At 63.5% G+C, this 20,479-nt stretch carries 17 protein-coding genes; 8 read left to right on the forward strand and 9 right to left on the reverse strand.

Annotated elements, in window-relative coordinates:
• Positions 1 to 2: 2 nt before the first annotated feature.
• The 7 genes from Q7S20_06695 to Q7S20_06725 all read right to left on the reverse strand — a co-directional run bounded on the left by Q7S20_06695 (position 3) and on the right by Q7S20_06725 (position 7,565).
• Complete coding sequence (locus Q7S20_06695) at positions 3 to 1,037, reverse strand: hypothetical protein (GenBank protein ID MDO8501513.1); 1,035 nt, start codon at positions 1,035 to 1,037, stop codon at positions 3 to 5.
• Between the two features lie 51 nt (positions 1,038 to 1,088).
• Positions 1,089 to 2,207 (reverse strand): sensor domain-containing diguanylate cyclase, encoded by a 1,119-nt coding sequence (locus tag Q7S20_06700; GenBank protein MDO8501514.1) that lies wholly within the window; start codon positions 2,205 to 2,207, stop codon positions 1,089 to 1,091.
• A 24-nt stretch (positions 2,208 to 2,231) separates the two neighbouring features.
• Positions 2,232 to 4,757 carry a DNA gyrase subunit A gene (gene gyrA, locus Q7S20_06705; protein ID MDO8501515.1) on the reverse strand — a complete coding sequence of 842 codons (2,526 nt, stop codon included), beginning with the start codon at positions 4,755 to 4,757 and terminating at the stop codon, positions 2,232 to 2,234.
• An 88-nt stretch (positions 4,758 to 4,845) separates the two neighbouring features.
• Positions 4,846 to 5,415 (reverse strand): EAL domain-containing protein, encoded by a 570-nt coding sequence (locus tag Q7S20_06710; GenBank protein ID MDO8501516.1) that lies wholly within the window; start codon positions 5,413 to 5,415, stop codon positions 4,846 to 4,848.
• Positions 5,416 to 5,496: 81 nt separating this feature from the next.
• The gene (locus Q7S20_06715) at positions 5,497 to 6,240 is read right to left on the reverse strand and encodes a hypothetical protein (GenBank protein MDO8501517.1); all 744 of its coding nucleotides are present in this window, start codon (positions 6,238 to 6,240) and stop codon (positions 5,497 to 5,499) included.
• 66 nt (positions 6,241 to 6,306) lie between these two features.
• Positions 6,307 to 6,531, reverse strand: coding sequence for a hypothetical protein (locus Q7S20_06720; protein MDO8501518.1), 225 nt, complete (start codon positions 6,529 to 6,531; stop codon positions 6,307 to 6,309).
• Positions 6,528 to 7,565: a zinc-binding dehydrogenase gene (locus Q7S20_06725; GenBank protein ID MDO8501519.1), complete on the reverse strand. Its 1,038-nt coding sequence runs from the start codon at positions 7,563 to 7,565 to the stop codon at positions 6,528 to 6,530. Before Q7S20_06725 ends, Q7S20_06720 begins: the two co-directional genes overlap by 4 nt.
• A 93-nt stretch (positions 7,566 to 7,658) precedes the next feature.
• On the opposite strand from Q7S20_06725, the gene odhB reads away from it, so the two are divergent.
• From odhB to Q7S20_06755, 6 genes are all read left to right on the forward strand, one after another.
• Positions 7,659 to 8,903: a 2-oxoglutarate dehydrogenase complex dihydrolipoyllysine-residue succinyltransferase gene (gene odhB, locus Q7S20_06730; protein ID MDO8501520.1), complete on the forward strand. Its 1,245-nt coding sequence runs from the start codon at positions 7,659 to 7,661 to the stop codon at positions 8,901 to 8,903.
• Between the two features lie 15 nt (positions 8,904 to 8,918).
• Positions 8,919 to 10,316: a dihydrolipoyl dehydrogenase gene (gene lpdA / locus Q7S20_06735; protein ID MDO8501521.1), complete on the forward strand. Its 1,398-nt coding sequence runs from the start codon at positions 8,919 to 8,921 to the stop codon at positions 10,314 to 10,316.
• Between the two features lie 20 nt (positions 10,317 to 10,336).
• Positions 10,337 to 10,825: a GNAT family N-acetyltransferase gene (locus tag Q7S20_06740; GenBank protein ID MDO8501522.1), complete on the forward strand. Its 489-nt coding sequence runs from the start codon at positions 10,337 to 10,339 to the stop codon at positions 10,823 to 10,825.
• A gap of 27 nt (positions 10,826 to 10,852) precedes the next feature.
• A complete protein-coding gene (locus tag Q7S20_06745) occupies positions 10,853 to 11,659 on the forward strand; it encodes a polyphosphate kinase 2 family protein (GenBank protein ID MDO8501523.1) in 807 nt (268 codons plus the stop codon).
• A 61-nt stretch (positions 11,660 to 11,720) separates the two neighbouring features.
• Entirely contained in the window at positions 11,721 to 13,568 is a 1,848-nt protein-coding gene (locus Q7S20_06750) for a DUF1800 domain-containing protein (GenBank protein MDO8501524.1), read from the forward strand.
• Between the two features lie 18 nt (positions 13,569 to 13,586).
• Positions 13,587 to 14,849 carry a DUF1501 domain-containing protein gene (locus tag Q7S20_06755; GenBank protein MDO8501525.1) on the forward strand — a complete coding sequence of 421 codons (1,263 nt, stop codon included), beginning with the start codon at positions 13,587 to 13,589 and terminating at the stop codon, positions 14,847 to 14,849.
• Positions 14,850 to 14,892: 43 nt separating this feature from the next.
• Here Q7S20_06755 and Q7S20_06760 read toward each other — a convergent pair whose 3' ends face one another.
• A complete protein-coding gene (locus Q7S20_06760; GenBank protein ID MDO8501526.1) occupies positions 14,893 to 17,034 on the reverse strand; it encodes a PBP1A family penicillin-binding protein in 2,142 nt (713 codons plus the stop codon).
• A 6-nt stretch (positions 17,035 to 17,040) separates the two neighbouring features.
• On the opposite strand from Q7S20_06760, the gene Q7S20_06765 reads away from it, so the two are divergent.
• A complete protein-coding gene (locus tag Q7S20_06765; GenBank protein ID MDO8501527.1) occupies positions 17,041 to 18,099 on the forward strand; it encodes a polysaccharide deacetylase family protein in 1,059 nt (352 codons plus the stop codon).
• Positions 18,100 to 18,112: 13 nt separating this feature from the next.
• Here the strand turns inward: Q7S20_06765 and Q7S20_06770 are convergent, their stop codons facing one another.
• Entirely contained in the window at positions 18,113 to 18,553 is a 441-nt protein-coding gene (locus tag Q7S20_06770) for a hypothetical protein (GenBank protein MDO8501528.1), read from the reverse strand.
• Between the two features lie 465 nt (positions 18,554 to 19,018).
• On the opposite strand from Q7S20_06770, the gene rho reads away from it, so the two are divergent.
• Positions 19,019 to 20,425: a transcription termination factor Rho gene (gene rho / locus Q7S20_06775; GenBank protein ID MDO8501529.1), complete on the forward strand. Its 1,407-nt coding sequence runs from the start codon at positions 19,019 to 19,021 to the stop codon at positions 20,423 to 20,425.
• Positions 20,426 to 20,479: the final 54 nt, after the last annotated feature.

Here is a 20,479-nt window from a genome sequence, read left to right on the forward strand (position 1 = left end):
CGCTACCAGCCGACCACATAGACGATCGCCTCGACCGGCACCTCGTTCGCCACCGCGTTCGATCGCGGCGCCAGAGCGAGTATGTATCTCCCGCCCTTCGTGGCGGCGAGCGCTTTGCCGGAGCCGATGGTGAAGCTGCGTGACGTTGTGTCGGCGACGGGTGTCGTCTCGCGGGCCGTTATCACTCCTCGCACGCTCTCGATAGAGAACGATCGGCTCCCGTTCTTCACGTTGATCGGCGGAGCGCCCTGCATGTCCACCGGTACCGAGATATCGAGCACGGGCCCGTTTACCCATCGCGGTACGACGAGCTGCGCGTTCGCCGGCAATGTGCCGTGCAACGCTCCGGTCTTCGGGTCGAGTGCGGCCCACGTTTGCGACGGCTCGTCGTCCTGCACTCGCGCCGGGCTGTTACCGAGCGCGATCGTCGAGCCGTCGGGTGTCCATCGTACGCGCCAGCCGAGTGCGATGGGGTACATGCGCGGTGTGGACGCGTCGCTCGCGCCGGTCGCGCGCGAGTCGGCCGGCACCTGAATGGTGCCCGGCTGCGCGATGGCGCGGGCCATGGACATTCCGCTCGACGCGAACGATCCCATGCGTACTGTCGCGGTGTCCATCCCAGTGCGGCGTGCAAGGTCCTGCCACATCGCTGCGGGAATGCTGTCCGCCTCGCGCGGATTCAGAACGTACGCGCGAGAGAACGCGATTGTTCCCCAGTCCGGAGACGGCGCGACGTCCCAGACACTGTCCATTCGCGTCTGGAAGTTTCTCGATTCGCTTCCGTAGAAGAAACCGTTCGGGATCGCTTCGTTCTCGACACCGGCGGGGTCCACCATCGCGATGATGGCCGAGCTGTCCGGCGATATTACCCACTTCACGCGCGACGCCATGCCATACGTGCCCTGGTTGATGCGAAGCGACGTGATGACGGGTGCCGTTCGCGCTGCCGATTCGGTGTCCGCGGAGCCGCGTGGAGCGGTCTCGACGCATGCCGTCGCGAGCGCGACGAGCAGCAGGATCTTCAGCATGGATTTCATGAGTCTGCGAGGTGGAAGCGGAGACGCGGATGTCTCGCGCGTGTTCGAGCTTCAGCTGCAGACTAGATTACGCCCGCTCCCCTTGGCGCGATAGAGAGCCGCATCGGCGGCCCTGAAGAGATCCTCCGCCGACTCGATCTGCGACGACGGATACGTTGCCACCCCGATGCTCGCCGTGAGATGTATCTCCTGGCCTCCGGCGACCGGGAATCGATGCGCCGCCATCTTGTCCCGGACGCGCTCGGCGAACGAGACGGCGCCATGCTGTCCAGTCTCCGGCAGAACGATCACGAACTCCTCACCACCGTAGCGGGCCACGAGATCGACGCTCCGCACCGCATGCTGAAGCAGCGACGCGACGCCGGACAGCACGTCGTCTCCCACCAGGTGACCGTACGTGTCGTTGACCAGTTTGAAATGATCGAGATCCACCAGCAGCATCGCGAGCGGCGCGTTGTACCGCCGCACCCGCTCCATCTCCGTCACCAGCCGGATCGTCAACGCACGCCGGTTGACGAGTTGCGTCAGCGGATCGGTCTGCGCCAGCGCCTCGAGGCGATGATTGTCCGCCCGCGTGCTCTCGATCGCGTGGGCGCGCTGGATCGCCGCCACGCCGCCCTTCACCACCGTCTCGGCGAACTGTACGTCGGCGGCATCGAACACGGGGGTGTCCACCGTTCGGCGCAGCAGGAAGACGCCGGCCTTCTCGTCGTCGAGCGGAAATGGCAGCGCCATCACCGACCTGACGTCGATATGCGTCCCCTCCTCCGCCCACTTCGCGCGCAGCGGCGCGTACAACGGACAGTGCTGGAGGTCGGGTATCAGCACCGGGATACGTCCGTGCAGCGCGGAGATGACCTCGGGATACTTGTCGAGCTCGATCTCGAGGTCGTGCAGGTGGGGCTGCTCGAAAGCCGTCGCGACCACACCCGTTCGCTCACCTGGCTTCGCCAGAATCACCGATGCATGCGAGAGATTCAGCGCCCGCGCCAGTCGCCGCGCGAGAAGATGGAAAATCTCATCGGTCGGGAGATTTCCCATCACCTCGTTCAGAACTTCGACGAGATGCTTCCGCGACTCTTCTTCGTCGCGGAAACGCTGAAGCTCAGTCTCCGTATTGCGGAGCGCCGCCCTCAGCGCCTGCACCTCGTTGCCATTCTGTGCGTTCAAGCGATACGCCCTCACTGTGCTACGTCAATCCGCTTCCGCCTCGCCGATCTCTTCTCCGGTGAGGACCACAGAATCGTCCCCTGCCTGATCCCCTTCATCTTCCTCGGGAATCACGCGGGCGACCGCGGTCAGGATGTCCCCATCATCCAGGTTGACGAGCCTCACCCCCTGCGCGATACGGCCGGTCACCCTGATTTGAGCCACCGATGAACGGATGATCACTCCGTTGCGCGTGATCAGCATGATCTCGTCCTCCGGAAGCACCTCCATCACCCCGACGACGTTACCCGTCCTCTCAGTCCGGTTCACGGTGATGATTCCTTTCCCGCCTCGCCTCTGCACACGGTAGTCATCTATGTGCGAGCACTTGCCGAGCCCGCGCTCGGTCACCACCAGGATGGTCGCCTCGCGCTTGATCACGACCATACCCACCAAGCTGTCGTCGGGCCGGAGCTCGATTCCCTTCACGCCCGTCGTGTCACGTCCCATCTCGCGCACGTCCTGCTCGTGGAACCGCACCGACAGCCCGTGCTTCGTCGCCAGCACGATGTCGTTCGTGCCGCTCGTCACCTGCACGTCGATCAGCTCGTCGCCCGGCTCGATCTTGATCGCCTTGATTCCCGTGGTGCGGACGTTCGAGTACTGCGACAGCGCGCTCTTCTTGACCGTTCCCTTCTTCGTGCAGAAGAGGAGGAATTGCGTATCGCTGAATTCGCGCACCGGCACCATCGCCTGGATCTGAGTGTCCGGCTGGACGTTGATCAGATTCACGATCGGCTTGCCCTTCGTCGCACGGCCCGCCTGCGGGATCTCGTGCACCTTGAGCCAGAAGCACCGCCCATCGTCCGTGAAGCACAGGATGTAGTCGTGCGTGGACCCGATGAAGAGCTTCTCGATGAAATCCTCGTCCTTGAGCGTCTGACCGCTCAAGCCCCGCCCGCCACGACGCTGCTTGCGATACGTCGAGACCGAGGTCCGCTTGATGTACCCGGAGTGCGAGATCGTGATCACCATGTCCTCTTCGGCAATCAGGTCCTCTATGGTGAACTCACCCTCGTCGCTCGTGATCTCTGAACGTCGCTCGTCGCCATATCGCTTCACTACCTCGAGCAGCTCTTCGCGAATGATGGACATGCGGCGCGGCCGTGAGGCCAGGATGTCCCGCATGTCCTTCACGAACGCGCGAACCTCTTTCAGCTCGGCTTCGAGCTTCTCGATCTCCAGCCCGGTGAGCTTGGCAAGGCGCATGTTGAGAATCGCTTCGGCCTGCCGCTCGCTCAGCTTGAACCGCTTCTGAAGCTGCGCGCTCGCCGTTGGCGTGTCCTCCGCCGCGCGGATCAGCTTGATCACCGCATCAATGTTGTCAACGGCGATCTTGAGACCTTCGAGAATGTGCTCGCGCTCGAGCGCCTTATCGAGATCGAACTGCGTCCGACGGATGACGACCTCGTGGCGGTGCGCGATGTAATGCTGGAGCACCTCCCTCAGCGGCATGATCTTCGGGACGAGCTGCCCGGTGAACGGATCGGGCACGAGCGCCAGCATGATCACGCCGAACGTGGACTGCATCGTCGTGTGCTTGTAGAGCTGGTTGAGGACGACGCGCGGAATCGCGTCGCGCTTGAGCTCGATCACGATGCGCATTCCGTCCTTGTCCGACTCGTCGCGCAGGTCGGAGATGCCCTCGAGCTTCTTGTCGCGCACCAGCTCGGCGATATCCGCCACGAGCCTGGACTTGTTGACCTGGTAAGGAAGCTCGTTGATGACGATCTGCGACTTGTTCGAGCTCTCCTTCTCCTCGATCACCGCGCGGGCGCGCATCACGATCCGGCCGCGTCCCGTCTCCTGGTAATCCTTGATCCCGGCGCGACCGTAGATGTAGCCACCGGTCGGGAAATCGGGGCCCTTTATGATTTTGCGAAGCGCAGCGACATCGAGCTCCGGGTTGTCGATCAGCGCGACGGTAGCGGCGACGATCTCGCTGAGGTTGTGCGGCGGGATGTTCGTCGCCATTCCCACCGCGATTCCCGATGAGCCATTGATCAGCAGGTTCGGCACGGCGGACGGGAGAACCTTGGGCTCCTGAAGCCGGTCGTCGAAGTTCGGCGCGTAATTGACGGTGTTCTTGTCGATATCGGCCAGCATCTCCATCGCGATTCGCGTGAGACGCGACTCGGTATACCGGTACGCCGCCGCCGGGTCCCCGTCCACGCTGCCGAAGTTGCCCTGACCATCCACCAGCGGATACCGCAGCGAGAAGTCCTGCACCATGCGCACGAGCGCATCGTAAACCGACTGGTCGCCGTGCGGGTGATACTTGCCCAGCACGTCGCCGACGACGGTCGCCGACTTCTTGTAGGGGCGGCCAGGGACGAGGCCAAGCTCGTTCATCGCATAAAGCACCCTGCGGTGCACAGGCTTGAGGCCGTCGCGGACGTCGGGCAGAGCTCGCGACACGATCACGCTCATCGAGTAGTTGATGAACGATTCCTTTACCTCTTCATGGATGAGGCGCGGCAGAATCCGCTCGCGATTGTTGGGCGCGGTCATTTGGGTTTTGTACGGGCTGCGAAAGGTGGGAAAGGCAACCCTCAAATATAGCGTTTTGAGGGTGTTTTCGCAACCTGAACCACTGCCGCTAACTTATTGCCCTTAAACCAGTTACAGGTGTGCGCAGACGCCCGCTCGAGCCGGCCGGGAAACTACCGCTCACAAGCCCTTTCGCGGAGGCCGTCGAACCAGCAATAAGCCGCTCGAACTGGTCAGCTGGAAGGGGATACGATACATAGAAACCCTGGCCCAGCCCGCATCCGAGAAGTCGCAGGCGGTCCCACTGTTCCTTCGTCTCGATCCCTTCGGCCACGACCCGCAATCCGAGAATCCGGCCCAGGCCGATGACCGCTTCGGCAAGTGGCGACTTCGACTGCTCGGTGCCGAGCCCGCTGATGAATGACCGGTCCATCTTGAGACTGTCCACAGGGAAGCGCTCGAGGTACGCAAGCGACGAGTAGCCGGTACCGAAATCGTCGATGGAAAGCCGGACTCCGAGTGTCTTCAGTGCGTGCAGCCGCTCCAGTGTCGCGCGGTTGTCATGCACCAGCATGCTTTCCGTCATCTCCAGCACGAGGTGGCTCGGCGTGAGACCGGAGGCCCGACCGAGGCGAGTCCTTCCCGCGGTCGCGAGTGAAAGACGGGGGAAGGGGTGCACGTCACAGTTTTTCGGGTCACCAGGTCACGCAGGGGAGGCGCAGAACCCGGAGATGGCGATCAAGGCGACATAGTCGCCTGGCTAGCTGCGGTAGCCCTGCGCCTCGGCTTCGTCTTCCAGGTCGAGTTGCGCGTTGTCCTTGTCAATCGCGTCCTTCTCCGCCCGGTAGCGGTTGTACCACTCGCGCGTGACTTCGGCGGCAAGCTCACGGTTTCCGAGACCGAACGCGAGCGCGAGAGCGAGCGCGACGGCGCCGAAGAGAAGGGCGAACGCGGTCGTGACGATCTCGCTCGCGACGCCAAGCTCCTGCAACGCCATGAAGACGGCGAGGACGATCACGCCGCCCTTACCGACGCGGGCGAGAGTCGGACCGCCGTGAAGTCCGCCGGCGCTCGCCATGATCAGCCCGCCGACGAATCCACCGAGCACGATACCGACGATGATGATGACGATCGCCGCGATGACGCTCGGGATGTAGCTCACCAGCTCGCTGAAGACGTTCGCCAGCGACTGCAGGCCTAGCGCGTTCGCCGCGACAAGCATCACCGTGAACATGATGAACCAGAACACCAGGTTCGCGCTGATGCGGATCGGATTGACGTGCGAGCCTGCGCGCTCGACGGCGTCCATGACGCCTCCGCGCTCGAGCAGCTGGTTGAACCTTATGCGGCGGAGGACCTTTTCCGTCCCCTTCTCGAAAAGCCGCGCGAGAAGGTAGCCGGCGAAAAGGATGACGAGCGCGCCGACGAGCGCGGGTACGTACTGGTATAGCTGCGAGAAGCTGTCCTGAAGCCGTTCGGTGAAGCTCTGTGTCGTGTTGCCCACGGTCTGCTCTTGGTGGATTGCCGGACTGCCCTCTAAGAATAGCAACCCTTACGGTTCTTTGCTCGGCTAGTTCCGCGTTCCGCGCTTGATGTCGTAGATGGCGCTGCGGTGGCAGCGCGGACAGATGAGCCACTCCCGTTTCCGGGCATAGCCAAGCCCGAACGACCCGCCCCCGATTGGACGCTCCGTCATTCGAACATGGCAGCGGGGACAATCGGGCATCACACCGGTGACGAATACCTCGCGAATCGCCTTCAGCTCCCCGGCCGCATACTGTGCCCGCTCGCTCATTGCCCGACCTTCACGACGATTTTTCCGAACTGCTCGCCCGCAACCATCCGGGCGTAGGCTTCGCGGCCGTTCTCCAGGTCGAAGACCGAGTCCACCACTGGAGTCAGCCTGCCCGCTCTGAGCTCCTCCGTGACGGCGTCGAATTCGGCATCGTTGCCCATCGTCGAGCCCATGATCGTCCACTGGTTCCAGAAAAGGCGGCGCACGTCGGTCTGAACCAGCGCACCGGACGTGCCTCCGCAGGTGACGAGCCGTCCGGCCCGCCCAAGCGCGACGAGCGATTGTTCCCATGTCGCCTGCCCGACGCTGTCAATCACGACGCTGACTCCACGCTTTGCAGTACGGGCGCGGATCTCCTTACCGACGGATTGCGTGCGATGGTTCAGCGTTTCGTCGGCGCCGAGTTCCCGCGCGCGCTCGAGCTTCGCGTCACTGCCCGACGTCACCCACACCCGGGCCCCACACTGTTTCGCGATCTGTAGCGCCGCCTGTGCAACCCCGCCCCCAATTCCCCATATCAGGACGTTGTCGCCCGGGCCGACGTTCGCGCGTGTCACGACCATCCGCCACGCCGTAAGTGTCGCGAGGGTAAACGCGGCGGCCGTCTCGTCGGAGATACTTTCCGGAATCGTCCGCACGTTTCCAGCAGGAACCACGACGTACTCGGCGAGAGTTCCCGGAAGGTGTTCACCGAGAAGCCTGAAGTGGATACAGAGGGACTGTTCGCCGGCCTGGCAGAATTCGCAGGCTCCGTCACTGATGCCGGGATTGATGACCACGCGGTCGCCGGGCTTCACCGAATGAACCCCGTCACCGATTGAATCAATGACGCCAGTCCCGTCGGCGCCCATCACCCAGGGTGGCGTTATGGTGATCCCGGGAAAGCCCGCGACCGTGAAAACGTCGAGGTGATTGAGGGCCGCGGCACGGATGCGGACGCGAACGGTGCCGGGCGCGGGTTCAGGCACGGCGACGTCGGTGCGGAATTCGAGCTGTTCTACCCCGCCGTGCGCGGAGATGGTGAGTGCTCGCAACGAAAACCTCGAGCGTTATATTGAGATTCCACCGCGCCTAAGCGACGGTGACCGCACAAGATACCGGGTCAGTCCTCATTTCGCTCCGAGTCAATGCTATCCATCAAGGTGCCCCCGCTGGGTGAGTCGATCGTCGAAGCAACCGTGTCGCGCTGGGTGAAGAAGAAGGGGGATACGGTAGCGAGCGGCGATACGATCGTCGAGCTCGAGACGGACAAGATCACGGTAGAGGTCCCGGCTCCGCGTGCCGGCGTGCTCGCTTCTCTCGAGGTTGCTGAAGGCGATGTCGTGAAAGTTGACCAGGTACTGGCCGAGCTCGACGAGACCGCTGCAGGCGTGGCGGCTCCCGCGGCTGCGGCTGCTCCTGCTGCTCCAGCGACGCCGGCGGCCTCTGCTGCCGCGGCGGCTTCTGCTCCGCCCGGCCCGGCCGAGGCGAAGTCATCCCCCGCTGCGCGGCGCCTTGCCGCAGATACCGGAGTTTCGATCGGAGATATCGCGGGAACCGGACGCGGCGGCGGCGTAAGCAAGCCGGATGTCGCAGAGCACGTGGCCAGGGGCGGAACCGCGGCACCTGTTCTCGCGCCGACTCCGAGAGCGCCGGCACCACAGGCCGGATTCGCCCCTGTTCCTGCGGTCGCCGGCGAGCGTGAGACACGTGAGAAGATGACCACGCGGCGCAAGCGCATCGCGGAGAATCTGTTGCAGTCCCAGCACGCAACCGCGCATCTCACGACGTTCAACGAGATTGACATGTCGGCGGTGAACGCGCTGCGCGAGCGGATGAAGGAGAAGGTCGAGAAGGAGCACGGAGTCAAGCTGACGTTCATGCCGTTATTCGTGAAAGCCACGTGCATGGCTCTCGAGAGCTTTCCGGTCGTCAACGCGCAGATTGACGGCGACTCGATCGTATACAAGCACTACGTCAACATGGGAATCGCGGTCGCATCCGACGCAGGGCTCGTGGTCCCCAACATCAAGGATGCGCATCGCAAAGGCATCATTGAGGTCAGCCGCGACATCTCCGCCGTCGCCATGCGCGCGCGGGACGGCAAGCTGTCCATGGACGACCTCATGGGCGGCACGTTCACGATCACCAACGGCGGTGTTTTCGGATCGCTCATCTCCACACCGATCATCAACTACCCGCAGGTCGGCATCCTCGGCCTTCACAAGACGCAGGACCGGCCCGTCGCCATAAACGGGCAGGTCGAGATCCGCCCGATGATGTACATCGCGTTGTCCTACGACCATCGCATCGTGGATGGACAGCAGGCGGTGCTGTTCCTCATTCGCGTGAAGGAGCTCCTCGAGGATCCCGCATCCATGCTCATCTCCTGACGCACCATGACTGAAATGAAATCCGCAGACGTCGTCATCATCGGCAGCGGACCGGGCGGATACGTCGCCGCGATTCGCGCTGCGCAGCTCGGACTCAGCACCGTCTGCGTTGAGATGGAAGAGACGCTCGGCGGAACTTGCGTCAACGTCGGATGCATTCCGTCGAAGGCTCTCCTCACATCATCCGAGCATTACGAGTTCGCGCGCCTGCACGCGGCCGAGCATGGGGTGAAGTTCGAGGGCGTGTCGGCCGACCTTCCGACCATGCTCAAGCGGAAGGACGCGGTGGTCGCACAGAACACAAAGGGCATCGAGTTCCTGTTCAAGAAGAACGGGATCGAGTGGGCGAAGGGACGCGGCACCCTGAAGGCGGGCAACGTCGTCGAGGTCACCGGCGCCGACGGTGTGGTTACGTCGTACCACGCGAGGAACGTCATCATCGCCACCGGCTCCGTTCCCATCGAGCTGCCGTTTCTCAGGTTCGACGAGCAGCGCGTTCTCTCCAACATCGGCGCGCTCACCATCTCCGAAGTGCCAAAGGAGCTGATTGTCATCGGCGGTGGAGTCATCGGCCTCGAGCTCGGCTCGGTCTGGCGCCGGCTCGGCGCGAAGGTGACGGTCGTCGAGCTGTTCCCGACGATTCTTCCCGGGAATGACGCCGAGATCATCAAGGAAGCCGATCGCATCTTCCGGAAGCAGGGACTCGACATCCGCGTGGGCACCAAGGTCGTCGGCGCGAAGCGCGAAGGCGACCGGCTCAAGGTTGACGTCGAGAAGGACGGCAAGACGGAGACTCTCGAAGCCGATTACGTGCTCGTCTCCGTAGGCCGCAAGCCGTCGCTCACCGGCATAGATGCGGCTGCGCTCGGCCTGACGCTGGGCAAGCGCGGCGAGATCGCAGTGGACGCGCAGATGCGCACCAATCTTCCGAACGTCTACGCGATCGGCGATGCTGTCGGTGGCAAGCTGCTGGCGCACAAGGCGGAAGAAGAGGGTGTGATCGCGGCCGAGGTGATCGCCGGCCATCACGCTCACATGGATTACAAGTCCATGCCGTCGGTCGTCTATACCTGGCCGGAGATTGCCACGGTTGGACTCGCCGAGCACGAGGTGAAGGAGTCGGGACGCGAGTACAAGGTCGGGAAGTTTCCGTTTTCGGCGAACGGCCGCGCACGGACGATGGCGGAGACGAACGGATTCGTGAAGTTCATCGCCGACGCGAAGACCGACGAGCTGCTCGGGTGCCACATCATCGGCGCCAATGCATCCGATCTCATCCAGGAGGTCGTGCTCGCATTCGAGTATCGCGGCTCATCGGAAGACATCGGGATCACCGTGCATGCCCATCCGACCCTTTCCGAGACGGTGAAAGAGGCCGCTCTGGGCGTGCTCGGCCGATCACTACATATATAGATAGTGACACAGAGCCGACGGTGCTTGCCCCAGCCCTGAAGCGACTCGATGTCCACGCGGCGCGCGAAGAGGATCTCGCCGCCGCGCTTGCGTTGGTGGAGTTCGAGCGGCAGAAGAACCATTGGGTTGACCGGATTCCCGAGCTGCTGCAGGATGCCGTTCTCAAGCCGGATGGTGAGCACCGCGCGTGCGTTGCGGTTCGGGATGGCGAAGTCGTCGGCTTCGGAGTGTACGGAATCGTCGCCGGAACCGTCGGAACCGGAATCCTCTATTCCGTGCTGGTGGCGCCGCGCTCACGGCGGGCCGGAATTGGGCAGTGCATCCTTTCCTACATTGCGACCGAGCTGTCGAATACGGGGGCGCGAAAAATATTCACCGAAGTTCCGGGCGACCCATACCTGATGCGCTATCGAGCACTGCTCATTTCGTATGGGTTCATGGAGGAGTCCCGGGTCGAGAACTATTACCGCGATGGGGTCCCGCAGATAATCTCCAGGTTCGACCTGTAGTCTCACTTTGGCCCCGGCCCATTCGACATGCTTCTGAAGCCAGTGTCATCCCGCGACCGTCTGCAGCTCCGCGACAAGGACGCATCTCCGCCCAAATCGCTTGGAAGCGGCGCCGAGCTCGAGAAACAGCTCCACAAGCTGCTCGACCGGCTGGGGGGGCTGCAAGAGGTCTTTTACGCCGATGGACGGCGCGCTCTGTTGATCGTGCTTCAGGGGCGCGACGCATCCGGCAAGGACGGCGTGGTGCGTACGGTGATCGGGGCGGGAAACCCGGCTGGCATCAGGGTCACTTCGTTCAAGGCGCCATCGCCCGTCGAGCTCGCACACGACTATTTGTGGCGCGTACACCAGGTGATGCCGGAAAAGGGAATGATGGGAATCTTCAACCGGTCTCACTACGAGGATGTGCTGGTTGTGCGCGTACACGAGCTCGTTCCCGAAGAGATGTGGTCGAAGCGGTACGATCAGATCAACGACTTCGAGAGGATCCTGACCGAGAACGGGACGGTGATCCTCAAGTTTTTCCTTCACGTGTCTCACGACGAGCAGAAGCAGCGGCTGCGCGAGCGGGTGGATGACAAGACCAAGAACTGGAAGTTCAACGCGGGCGACCTCGACGAGCGGAACAGGTGGGACGAATACACCGGTGCGTATCTCGATGTCCTCAGGAGGTGCAGTACGAAGTGGGCGCCGTGGTATGTCGTTCCCGCCGACAGCAACAAGGCCCGCAACTATCTCGTCGCAAAGCGGATCGTGGAGACGCTCGAAGGGCTGGATCTCTCGTACCCGAAGCCGAAGACCGACCTGAAGCAGTATCTGAAGACACTGAAATAGTGCTGGAGCCCCGGGCTCGAGCGCCGGGTTAACACTGCGGCGGTGACGGCGTCTACCAGCCATGCCAACAGGCCGTGGGATGGAGCGTCGTCGCGATATTCTCTTCACAGCCGCGATCCTGGCTCTGAGCCCGGGGCTGGATCTCCGCGATGCGCGGGCGCAGACCGTCTCACCCTCGAGTCGCCAGAAGGCGTCGGTGCCGCGACTCGATCATCGCGAGCTGGCCGCCGACCAGCAGATCATCCACGCGCTCAACCGGCTCACGTTCGGCACGCGGCCGGGCGATGCTCAGAAGATTCGCGCGATCGGCCTCGACAACTGGATCAATCAACAGCTGCATCCCGAGCGGATCGATGATTCGGTGCTCGACGTATTCCTCGATCGCTACAGCATTCTGAAGCAAAACCAGAACGAGCTGCTCGCTCAATACACCGAAGCGCAGCGCGCTCGCCAGATGGTGAGGCGCGCCGCTGATGACACGACGCGAGGCGTCTCACGCGACGACAGCATGGCGTTCCAGCGGATCGCGCAGAGCCGTCGGGCGGTGGTTGGAGAGCTCCAGTCCGCCCGTGTCGCCCGCGCCGTTGCGGGCAACCGGCAGCTCGAAGAGGTGATGACCGACTTCTGGCTCAACCACTTCAACGTCTTCGCGCAAAAGGGGCCTCCCCAGCCGTACTACCTGGTTCAGTACGAGCGCGACGTGATCCGGCCCAACGCTCTCGGGACATTCCGGAATCTCCTCGGCGCCGTGGCAAAGAGTCCGGCAATGCTCTTCTATCTCGACAACGCGCGCAGCATGGTGGACAGTACGCGCCCGCGTCTCGCAAGTATTAACCGTGCGCGCGGCCGTGCGCTTCCGCCCGAGCTGCGCCAGCGAGTGAACCAGCTCCGGAATGGCGGGCTCAACGAGAATTACGGACGCGAGCTGCTCGAGCTTCACACGCTCGGCGTTGATGGTGGGTACACGCAGCAGGACGTCATCAACGTCGCCCGGGCGCTGACCGGCTGGACGATTGAACGGCCGATGGCCGGCGGCGGATTCGTCTTCCGGCCGGTGATGCACGACGCCGGCGAGAAGATCATGCTCGGACACAAGCTCAAGGCCGGGCGCGGAATCGAGGATGGCGAAGACATTCTTGACATCGTCGCGCGGCATCCGGCCACGGCGCGCTACATCGCGACGAAGCTCGTGCGCCGGTTCGTGTCGGATGACCCACCGACGGCTCTCGTGGATCGGGCCGCCGCGGTGTTCATGAAAACCGATGGAGATATCCGCGAAGTCGTCAGGACGATCGTCACGTCGAACGAGCTATTCTCGCAGCGAGCGTTCCGCAGCAAGGTGAAATCCCCGTTCGAGGTCGTCGTCAGCGCGATGCGCGCGATGAACGCCCAGCCAGACAGCACGCCGCGTACCGCGCAGGTCATCGCGTATCTCGGCCAGCCCATCTACGGACATCAGGCGCCCAACGGATATTCCGAGACCGGGGATGCATGGATGAATGCGGGCGCCATCCTCAACCGGATCAACTTCGGAATTGCCGCGGCTTCAAACCGTGTTCCCGGCGCTCGTGTGAGCGCGATTCCGGGACTCGATTCACTGGATGCGGCGCCGCGTGCGAAGCAGGTTGACGCGGTCGTCTCGGTTCTGCTCGGCGGTGCCGTATCAGCCGATACGCGAGCGGTGCTGCTCTCGGGCGAGAACTTGCTGCTGGCAAACGCAGCGGCGACAGGTAACCAGGACGCTTCGATGCAGGCGATGGATGTGCGGCGGCGGGCGCCAGGCAACGGACCCAGTGGCGCCGCGCGGGCAAATCCGCTCGGGCGGCCGGGCGCATTGCTTCCGCAGCTCGCGGGAATCGCCCAGGTGGTCGGACTGGCGCTCGGCTCGCCCGAGTTTCAGCGCCGATGATTGCCGAGGCATAGGGATATGGAACGCAGAGCATTCGTAAAATCGGGAGCGCTGGCCCTCGTCACGATCGGGCTCAGTCCCAGCTTCCTCCGCCGCACCGTGTTCGGCGCCGAGCTGTTGAAGGCACCGAAGGGCAAGACGCTGATCTGCCTCTTTCAGCGCGGTGCGGCGGACTCACTCAACATCGTCGTCCCCCACGGCGACGCGTCGTATTATGCACTCAGGCCTTCGATCGCGATTCCGCGGCCGACTGGACTCGCACGAACCGTGTCACGCGACGCGGCGATTGACCTGGACGGTTTCTTCGGGCTGCATCCGTCGCTCGCGCCGTTCAAGCCACTGTACGACCGAGGTATTCTGGCGCCGGTGCACGCCGTGGGAAGTCCCAGCGCCACGCGGTCGCACTTCGACGCGCAGGATTATATGGAGACCGGCACGCCCGACGTGAAGGGCACGCCAGACGGCTGGCTCAATCGCTATCTCGCCGTGAAAGGGACGTGCGATGAGTGTCACGTGAGTCCGTTCCGGGCCGTCGCGCTGACGCAGCAGACACCGCGCATCATGGAAGGCGCCAACAAAGTCGTGGCGATGAACAGTCTCGACGAGTTCACTCTCCGCGCGACGGGCTCGCAGGCCGATCGCCTCGAAGCGCTGTATCGCACCGGTTCGGCGGATCTCGTGCACGGCACTGGCAAGGAGATGTTCGAGGCGGTGAAGATGCTCAAGGCCGCCAATCCACAGAAGTACGCGCCGCGCCGCGGAGCGGAGTATCCGCGGTCGCAGTTTGGACACAGGCTGATGCAGATCGCGCAGCTCATCAAGGTCGACGTCGGGCTCGAGATCGCGTTCGCCGATGTCGGTGGATGGGACACGCACGTGAACCAGGGAGCGGCGACGGGTCAGCTTGCGCTTCGTCTCGACGACTTCGCCCGTTCGATCGCCGCGCTCGTCACCGACCTCGGTGACGGGATGGACGATGTCCTGATTCTCACGATGTCGGAGTTCGGTCGGATGGCGCGAGAGAATGGCAATCGCGGAACGGATCATGGACACGCCGGCGCGCTGTTCGTCATCGGCGGCGACGTCAAGGGCGGAAAGGTGCATGGCAAGTGGCCCGGCCTCGCGCAGGAGCAACTCTACGAGGGCCGCGACCTTGCGCTGACGACCGATTTCAGATCCGTGTTCTCCGAAGTGACGTCGCGGCATCTCGGCGCGACGAAGCTCGACAGGATCTTCCCCGGATTCGCTCCGCAGCCCGGAAGCTGGCTGGGATTAGTCTGATCGGCGGGGTGTGCTGAGTCACGCCGCCCTGCCACCCCCAGCCCTAGAACCTGAAGATTCTTCCGAGCGCTTTCTGGATCTTTTTCCCGAGACGGTCGGCCTGACGCTCGACTTTGCGACCGATCTCACCCGAGTCGGCCCAGCCCGGCATTTCTTCGTCTGGTGGACCGTGCTCCATGCATTCCGTGTGCGGGCCGGTGCCGGGCTTGAAGTACTCGAGCTTGCGGGCGGGACACCATTCGTTGGCGATCCACCCCGTCGTCGGATCTATCATCACCGCTTCGCTCACCCCCGGCGGCGGCTGCCACGAACCCGGCGGTACTGCTTCGCGCCATCCCTGCGTGTAGAACTCCGCCCAGGCGGGTGACGCAAGGCGACCGCCCGACGCGTCGTGACTGATCGCGTGCGGATCATCGTATCCGAACCAGAATGCGGCGACGAGATTGGGTGTATACCCGACGAACCAGACGTCGGTACCGTTGTTCGTCGTTCCGGTCTTGCCGGCGATCATTCCCTTCGCGCCGTAGTCGCGGATCGGGCGTCCCGTGCCGTAGTCCACCACTGCGCGCAGCATGGATGTCAATTCGTACGCGTCGCGCGGATCGAGCACTTGCTCCGGTGCGATGGTCTCGCTGCTCCACAGCACTTCACCGTCACGCGATTCGATGCGGCGGACGAGACGAGGCGTGATGCGAAAACCGCCGTTCGCGAAAGGCGAGTACGCGCGCACGAGCTCGATCGGCGTCACGTCGGCGGCGCCGAGCGCGACGGCGGGGTAATTGGGAATGTCGCTGTCTATTCCCAGCCGGTGAGCCCCTTCGATGATCCGTGACAGTCCCACTGACTGGCTGACGCGGACCGCGGCAGCATTCGACGAGCGCATCAGTGCGCGACGAAAGGTGATCAGCCCGAGATATGAATCGTTGTAGTTGGAGGGCGACCACACGTTCCTGCCCTGCACCACTTCCACCGGCTCGTCGCGCACGTCCGAGGCGGGGGAATATCCCGCGGCGAGCGCGGCGACGTACACGAACGGCTTGAACGCCGACCCCGGCTGTCGTTTCGCTTTCAGCGCGCGATTGTAGTTGCCACGCTCGTAACGCCGGCCTCCCGTGAGAGCGCGGATGTCGCCGTTCCGCGGATCGATCGCGACGGCCGCGCCCTGTATCGAGTGACGCGTGCCGTTCCACCATCCGCTCGACTCGGACTGGATCGCCGATGCGCGGCGTGCCACCGCTCTGTCGGCGGCGATCTGTGCGCGCCGATCGAGGGTCGTATATACGGTGTAATCGGAGACGTCGTCGTCACGATCCTTCAATACCGAGTCGGTGAACGCGCGCACCGCATCGAGCGCATACGAGTCACCGCGCGTGTCCGGCCTCCACTCGTCGCGCGCGATCTGGAGACCCGTGGCCGCCAGGCCGCTGAGCCGGCCTTTCGACACGTAGCCCTCCTTCACCATCAGGCCGAGCACGAGATTGCGTCGCGCAAGGGCGCGCCGCGGGTTGCGCCGGGGCGTGTAGTACGACGGAGCTTTCGGCAGTGCGGCGAGCATTGCCGCCTCGGGCAGAGCGAGCCGGCTCACGCTCTTGCCGAACAGATCGCGGCTCGCCGCCTCGATTCCATAGACGCCGTTCCCCATGTAGATGGCGTTCAGGTAGAGCTGAAGGATCTGATCCTTCGTGAGCGACCTCTCCATCAGCCGCGCGACGCGCAGCTCGATCATCTTCTGCGGAAGCGAGCGATTCCTGTACTTCCGCACCACGAAGCTGTTGCGGGCGGCTTGCATGGTGATGGTGCTGAATCCCTGGCGGACGCCGCCCGCCTTCACGTTGCGGAACGCGGCGCGGACGAAACCTCGCCAATCCACTCCTTTATGCTTGTAAAACCGGCGATCTTCGGTCGCGATGAACGCCTGTCTGACGAACACCGGAACCTGCGAGATGGGTACATTCAGGCGTCGGACGATCGCCAGGCGGCCCATCAGGGCGCCGTTGCGGTCGAAGATGCGTCCGCCCTCGTCGGGCTGGTATGCCTGGATCTGACCGGGGGTCGGGCAGCTGTCGAACCCGCAGGTGGCAAGCCAGGCGTCGAGTGCGATGACGCCTAGAATGCTTATTGCGAGAGCGACCTTGAGCGCCACATCCCGGCGGATCTCTATTTTCCACTGTCTGAACTGCATCATCAGTCCATGTTCAATCGAATAGCAGCCGCAGTACTTCTCCTCGCTTCTGCCGCCTGCACGAAAGGCGACATCGCCCCCGCATCATCCACCGCGGGCACTCCCAGTGCCGCCACACCAGCTAATACACCGCCCGGACCGGCAAGCGCCAGCAATACCACGGGAACTTCTGGTGGCACTACGGCCGTGGATTCCGCGCGGATTCCGAATGAGCTCGGCCGCATTCCCGTCGTCGAGTATCACCTGATAGACACCGCCGGTGGACGCTATGCCCGCGAGCGCGGCCGATTCGCCCGCGACCTCGAGCTCATTTACCAGAAAGGCTATCGGCCGGTCAGCATCTCGCAGCTTCTGGACCGGAAAATCGATCTCCCTCGCGGACTGTCTCCCGTCGTTTTCGTCTTCGACGACGCATCACCCAGCCAGTTCAGGTACATCGAGAAGAACGGACAGCTCGAGATCGATCCCACGAGCGGAATCGGCATCTGGATGAAGTTCCGTGAGAAGCACCCCGACTGGACGAACAAGGCCGTTTTTTGCATGCTCTCCGGAGCCACCGCCGGCAGGTCGTTCTTCGGCGATCGTGGAATCGAGGGCCAGAAGAGCGAGTGGCGCTTCAAGAAGGTGCAGTGGCTGAAGGACCAGGGTTTCGAGCTCTGCAACCACACGCTCTGGCACGCCAACCTCGGCAAGTATTCCGACACCGTAGTGCAGGAGCAGATTGCGCGCGGGCAGATGGCGATCGACTCGGCGCTTTCCGGCTACAAGGTCCGCACGTTTGCGCTGCCGCTTGGCGTATGGCCGAAGAACCGCGCGCTGGCGAAGTCCGGCTCATGGACGGACCCGAAGACGAAGCAGGTCGTGCGGTACGACAACGAGGCAGTCCTCGAAGTTTCCGGCGGCCCGACCGTGAGCCCGTACGACCCTGCGTTCAACCCCCTCAGCATCAAGCGCATCCAGATCTTCGACAACCAGCTCGAGCACGTTCTCGACCGACTGGACAAGAACGCGTCACGCTACGTCTCGGATGGTGATCCCGATACCGTGGCAAAGCCGACAGGCAAGTAGCTCCGGTGGTGGCTCAAAAGCGCCATCCTCTGAGGTTGCGGAGAGCGGAGTCGAGGGCTTCGCGCTGGTCCTTCTGCTCCGCCGTCTCGAGCAGCTGCTCGTAGGTCGCGATCGCGAGATCGAGCGCATCATAATCCTTTTCCGCGCCGGCGAGCGCGGCGGCGTTGTCGGCCACATTCGCGCGCGCCAGATCGTCCTTCGGGAAGCGGCCCGAGACCTGTTGCCATCTGCCGACGCGCTGTCTCGGATCCGACTCCGACAGCGCCCACAGGTGCCATGCAGCGCGGTTTTCGGGATCGGCGGCGATCGCTCGCGAAGCCAGCTCGCCGGTGGCTTCAGGACCGCGCCCGGTGAGCCAGTATGCATTTGCGAGAGCGACGAGCTTTTGCGCGTCGTTCGGGTCCTCTTCCACCGCCTTCTCCAGCGATGGCATCGGGTCGGTCTGATCGTCCAATTTCGTATCTCGGGGTTCGTGTCCGGTGTTGCGAAACATACCGCTGTTGCGTCGTTCATCCGGTGTCGCCAATGCGTGATTGTGATTGCCGGCGGCTTGTATCCGGCTGGACAATACCGCAACGAAGGACTACCATTCGGAAGATTGCTGGACAACTCCGGCAGTCCGATGTACCATTCTGACGCTAGCGCAGCCCATCGAGGCGCGCCTACGAAGAAGATGAAGTTGCGGGACGCCGCGTGAGTACAGCCCGCGCCCGCCGCAGCAGCCAGTTGCGCTACTTTTTTTACGCCACACCACAATTTGATGAACGAACGCCGACGTCCTTTTCGTCGCGGCCGGGGCCAACGCCCGTCCGGCCCTAGCGCCAACGAACCTTACGGGGATGCTGACCCGTATCGCGAATCAGTCGAATCAGCACCACAGGACACCGAGAGCTTCGATGCTCCCAGACCGCACATTGACATGAACGGTGACGCACAGGACGACGGATCACCTCCGATCTCGTCGTCAGTAGACACACCTCCTGCTCCCCCCGATTCAGGCGAGAGCATGGCTCCGCCTCAGTACTCCAACCAGAATCAGCAGCGCCGCGATTACGGCGGACCGCAGGGCGGCAACAGACAGCAGAATGATCGCGGTGACAACCGCCGCGACGGACGGCGCAACCAGCGCAACCAGCGCGGACGCGGACGCAGCACCAACCGACCGCAGCGCGACCAGACGCCGCGCCAGCCGATGGCGCCGATCATTCCCGATGGCGAAACGACAGGATGGTACGAAGCCTCACGCGAAGGCGGCTTCATCCGCCGCGCCGCGAACAGCTACCTCGTCGATCCATCTGACGCATATGTTCCACCAGACGTCGCGCGTCAGTTCAATCTCCGCCGCGCCGATGCAGTATTCGCCACGACGGGGCGCGATCAGCGCGGCCGCACCGTCGTCGCCGAGATCACGCAGATCAACGGCGCCGAGCCCGAAGCGGCACTTCGCCGACCCGATTTCGGCTCGCTCATCGCATCGTATCCCGAACGCAAGCTCAAGCTCGAAACGGGCCGTCCCGCCAAGGGCGGACCCGAGCTTACGCGCCGCGCGATCGACCTTATCGCTCCCATCGGCTACGGCCAGCGCGCGCTGATCGTCGCCCCGGCACGCGCCGGAAAAACGATGTTGCTCCAGGCGATCGTCGAAGGCGTCGCCCTCAATCATCCGGAAGCCACACTGCTCGTGTTGCTCGTGGATGAGCGGCCGGAAGAAGTCAGCGAGATGATCACGTGGGGTTACGGCGAAGTCGTCGCATCGAGCTTCGACATGCCCGCCGCACGACACACCGACGTCACCGAAATGGTTCTCGAACGCGCGCGCCGTCTCGTCGAGCTGGGCAAGGATGTCGTCATCGTGCTCGACTCGATCACCCGCATGGCGCGCGCTTACAACACAGTCGAGCGCGGAACGGGACGCACCCTGAGCGGCGGCCTCGACGCCACCGCGATGGCCAGGCCCAAGGCATTCTTCGGATCCGCACGGTCGGTAGCTCCGGAGCATGGCGGCGGATCGCTCACCATTATCGCCACCGCTCTCGTCGAGACGGGATCGCGGATGGACGACGTCATCTTCGAGGAGTTCAAGGGCACCGGCAACTGCGAGATCAAGCTCGACCGGTCGCTCGCGGAGAAGCGTATCTATCCCGCCATAGATGTGTCCACCAGCGGGACCCGGCGCGAAGACAAGCTCTTCCGCCCCGACCAGCTGGAGCACGTCTATACGCTGAGGCGGGGACTCCAGCAAATGCCGTCCTCATCCGCCATGGAATGGCTCATCAAGCGAATCGCCGCGACCCCGGGCAACGACGCCCTGCTGGAAGGGTTGTAAGAACGGGAGAACACAGAGGGACGACCCAACCACGAAAGGGGCTGGACGCGACGG

This window comes from Gemmatimonadaceae bacterium (assembly GCA_030647905.1).
Taxonomy (GTDB): Bacteria; Gemmatimonadota; Gemmatimonadetes; order Gemmatimonadales; family Gemmatimonadaceae; genus UBA4720.

Excerpts from the sequence above, each read along its gene's own strand:
- rho (MDO8501529.1), top strand. The coding sequence starts at position 19,019 with ATGAACGGTGACGCACAGGACGACGGATCACCTCCGATCTCGTCGTCA.
- odhB (MDO8501520.1), top strand. The coding sequence starts at position 7,659 with ATGCTATCCATCAAGGTGCCCCCGCTGGGTGAGTCGATCGTCGAAGCA.
- gyrA (MDO8501515.1), bottom strand. The coding sequence starts at position 4,757 with ATGACCGCGCCCAACAATCGCGAGCGGATTCTGCCGCGCCTCATCCAT.
- Q7S20_06695 (MDO8501513.1), bottom strand. The coding sequence starts at position 1,037 with ATGAAATCCATGCTGAAGATCCTGCTGCTCGTCGCGCTCGCGACGGCA.
- Q7S20_06760 (MDO8501526.1), bottom strand. The coding sequence starts at position 17,034 with ATGATGCAGTTCAGACAGTGGAAAATAGAGATCCGCCGGGATGTGGCG.
- Q7S20_06745 (MDO8501523.1), top strand. The coding sequence starts at position 10,853 with ATGCTTCTGAAGCCAGTGTCATCCCGCGACCGTCTGCAGCTCCGCGAC.
- Q7S20_06755 (MDO8501525.1), top strand. The coding sequence starts at position 13,587 with ATGGAACGCAGAGCATTCGTAAAATCGGGAGCGCTGGCCCTCGTCACG.
- Q7S20_06750 (MDO8501524.1), top strand. The coding sequence starts at position 11,721 with ATGCCAACAGGCCGTGGGATGGAGCGTCGTCGCGATATTCTCTTCACA.
- Q7S20_06765 (MDO8501527.1), top strand. The coding sequence starts at position 17,041 with ATGTTCAATCGAATAGCAGCCGCAGTACTTCTCCTCGCTTCTGCCGCC.
- lpdA (MDO8501521.1), top strand. The coding sequence starts at position 8,919 with ATGAAATCCGCAGACGTCGTCATCATCGGCAGCGGACCGGGCGGATAC.
- Q7S20_06720 (MDO8501518.1), bottom strand. The coding sequence starts at position 6,531 with ATGAGCGAGCGGGCACAGTATGCGGCCGGGGAGCTGAAGGCGATTCGC.